Genomic DNA, 3,217 nt, shown 5'->3' with positions numbered 1-3,217 from the left:
TGGGTGAGCTCTGGGCTGGTCGGCGCCTTGACCCAGCGGAAACGCGCTGAGCCGTGGGATTGCTCGACATACACACCGTCGAGAAACAGCATGTGGAAGTGAACATTCAGATTGAGCGCCGATCCAAAACGCTGGATCAGGGTGACCGCGCCCGTCTTGGCCACTTGGTGGGTATGGCCCGCTTTCTTGACCAGGTGCGTGGCAATGACGCGGTAAACGATGCCCAGCACCCACCCCATGATCTCGGGCCGGCTGGCAAACAGGAAACGCAGCTGAAACGGGAAGCTCAACACCCACTGACGCATGGGTTGTTCAGGCAGTACTTCATCAACCAGCAAGGCGGCACTTTCGGCCATCCGCCGCGCCCCACAGCTCGGGCAGAAACCGCGACGCTTACAGCTGAAAGCGACCAGGTGCTCGGCGTGGCAAGACTCGCAGCGAACCCGTAGAAAGCCATGCTCCAGCCGCCCGCATTGGAGAAATTCTTCAAATTCCCGTTGCACATAGCCCGGCAATTCCTTTCCCTGCTCTGCCATAAGCGCAGCGAATGCCGGGTAATACTCGTCAACGATCTGATAGAGAAGGGTTTGCTCGGGTCGGTGGCTCTGGTAACGACCAGTATCCCGATCCCGGCTGGCCGTCCTGGCCGCCACATGAGGCATGTTCCGCGTCCTTGCAATACTGTGTTTACATACAGTCTATCGCTTAGCGGAAAGTTCTTTTACCCTCAGCCGAAATGCCTGCCGTTGCTAGACATTGCCAGCCAGTGCCCGTCACTCCGCGGTCTTCACTGCGTGATCGAGTTGATCGACACCCGCCGTGACACGCTCCATGAAGTGCCTGCCTGCGTCTGTTAGCCGAACGCCCCGCGCATGGCGCTCAAATAGCAGGACACCAAGGTTATCCTCCAGCGCTTTCACACGCGCGCTGACGCTCGACTGGCTGATACCAAGTGCCTTGGCCGCATGCCGAAAATTCAGATGCTCGGCGACGGCGATGAACTGAACAAGGGAAATGAGCGGTATCCTGCCAGACAGGATACCGACATTCACGAGGTTTCGATGGTTAGTGCGCCGCATCGGAGCGGGCCTGCTACCAGTCGTCGGTTAGACGACTGGCGACTTCTCGGTGGCAGCCCCACGGAGCCGAAGGAGCACCAGCCCCAACGAAACCAGTACCGCCATCGCCGTGGCGTAACAGATCACGGGCCACGCTGTGTCACCGTTTAAAAGTGCCACCGCCAATGTCCCGACAATGCTGACTATCAGGCTTTGAACGCAGAAGTAGAACGCGACCGCTGATCCCGCGATGTCGTCGAACTCTGCCAAAGCGCCGTTCGCGGTAACGGACACCGTGAAGACAATACCGACCGCGACAACCCACATCGGTAGGATGAAGGTGAGGAATGACGGCGAGCCGTAAAGTTCGCCGATCCCCAACAGGACCGCTCCGCAAACAAGCAACGCCATCCCACGCGCCACGCATCCTGCGATGCCCCATCTGGCGACAAAGGACTTCGCGAAACGGGTTGTCACGATCATTACAAGCGCGACAGTGGCGAAGGCAAAGCTGAATCCGATCTCGGAATATTCCGCTTGGCCTATGAGCACACGGGGAGCCGTCGAGAAGAAGACGAAGAAGGTGCCCATACCGGCGCTAAAGCCGACAGTGTAAACCCAAAAAGCCGGACTCGCGAAGATCGGCAAGACAGATCGGCGCGTCTTGACTTGATCCAGAGGGCGGGTTTCGTGCCACCTGAAACCCGCATTTAGGAGTGCGAGCATCGCCAGTATAGCCAAAGTAATGAATATCGCCTGCCATCCCAAGAACTCGCCGATCAATGCTCCGGCGATAGGGCCGAGCGCAGGCACGAACGCCAGCATCGAACTGAAAAGGCCGTAGATGACGACACCCTCAGGACGGTTGGCATAAACGTCGCGAACCGTCGCGAACGTCGCCACCAGCATGGCCGACGCGCCCACTGCTTGAAGTAGACGGAAAGCGACAAAGGCCGGTGCAGTTGAAGACCAAGCTGCTCCCAGAGACGCAATGACGAAAGCCGTTGCGCCCGCAAGTAGAATTGGCCGTCGCCCGATTCTGTCTGAGAGCGGACCAAAAATCACCTGGCCCACGCCGAGCATCACCATATAGAGGCTCAACGTGAGTTGGATCATAGCGGGCGTCGTGTTCAGGATGCCGGGCATCGCTGGAACGACAGGGAGATAAATATCCATCGCCAGTGAAGCGAGGATGTCGAAAGGAGCCATCAGCAGCAGTGCTGCCGGCAGCGTATAGGCCCACGCGGGGCGTGTGGTGGTCATGACGAATCAACCCTCGATTAAGGAATACCGGGCGACGTCTGCTCGTCAGCAATCAGATGAGACTAGCCTTACAGAGCGCCGCAACAACAATACTGGTTGTTGCGGCTTACTTGTCTGCTGACTTGGAATTTCCCATCTGATTACTCCACGCTTACGAATATGAATTGCTACATTTTATCCGATTATCTTTTGCTTCGCAATGCGGCATGGGCGCACTCAGCGTTCCAGCCCCCTCTGCCGCCCTAACTGCCACGACACCGACCCGCCCTGCACGATGCCCATAACCTCGCGGCCGAGTTGGCGGTCGATGATCGGCCGCCACGGGACAAGGGTGAACTCATGGGATTTCTCGACCACGGCGAACTTGCCGCTCGATAGATGCACGGTTCCGGTAAACTTGCCGCTGACGCTCTCGCCGTCCGTGGCGGCGCGGAACGGCAGGCCCTTACTCAAAGCCATATCCGATCCGACGCCGGCTACCTCGCGCTCCCGCAGGATGGCGAGAAGGTTGCGCCGGTAGAAGACGCGGCTGTCCCGGCTGCGGGTGGCGTCGCCCTGTTCGATATGGTGCTCGCGGCGCTGGTCCATGGCTTCGCGGACTTGTTGCCCGAAGCCGGTTGGCGCAAGGTCGGCCGTCTCGCCGTGGATCAGCCGCCGGTCCAGCCAGGTCGCGCCGTCCGATCCGATCTGTTTGTTCAGATCGACCGGGGAAAGGACGCGAACGCTGGCCTGACTGTCTCGGCCGGCGTCATGGGCGGCGGCACGGCTGACCAGATCATCGGGGATGCGCCATTGGTCGGCGTCGATCCGCTCGACGATACCGGCCCGGCGTAGCGCCTCCAGCCGGCGCACATGGGCATCGACATAGCCCTCATAGTCGCCGCCTGGAACGCGGC

The 3,217-nt window shown here is 59.7% G+C and carries 3 protein-coding genes and 1 pseudogene; all 4 read right to left on the bottom strand.

Going from position 1 to position 3,217, the window contains the following annotated elements; translation table 11 throughout:
* Nucleotides 1-662: pseudogene (locus PSF67_RS21875) on the bottom strand (IS91-like element ISCR2 family transposase); the annotation flags it as partial.
* Between the two features lie 111 nt (nt 663-773).
* Entirely contained in the window at nt 774-1,079 is a 306-nt protein-coding gene (locus tag PSF67_RS21870; protein ID WP_001255015.1) for a LysR family transcriptional regulator, read from the bottom strand.
* A gap of 27 nt (nt 1,080-1,106) precedes the next feature.
* Nucleotides 1,107-2,321, bottom strand: coding sequence for a chloramphenicol/florfenicol efflux MFS transporter FloR (floR, locus tag PSF67_RS21865; RefSeq protein ID WP_000214119.1), 1,215 nt, complete (start codon nt 2,319-2,321; stop codon nt 1,107-1,109).
* A gap of 216 nt (nt 2,322-2,537) precedes the next feature.
* Nucleotides 2,538-3,217: DUF3363 domain-containing protein (locus PSF67_RS21860; RefSeq protein WP_000308584.1), on the bottom strand; the 680-nt coding region annotated here is incomplete at its 5' end.

Source organism: Providencia sp. PROV076, assembly GCF_028483405.1.
Lineage (GTDB): Bacteria > Pseudomonadota > Gammaproteobacteria > Enterobacterales > Enterobacteriaceae > Providencia > Providencia huaxiensis.
Note: the sequence above shows the minus strand (reverse complement) of the source record. Positions and strands in the feature narration are given on the sequence as shown.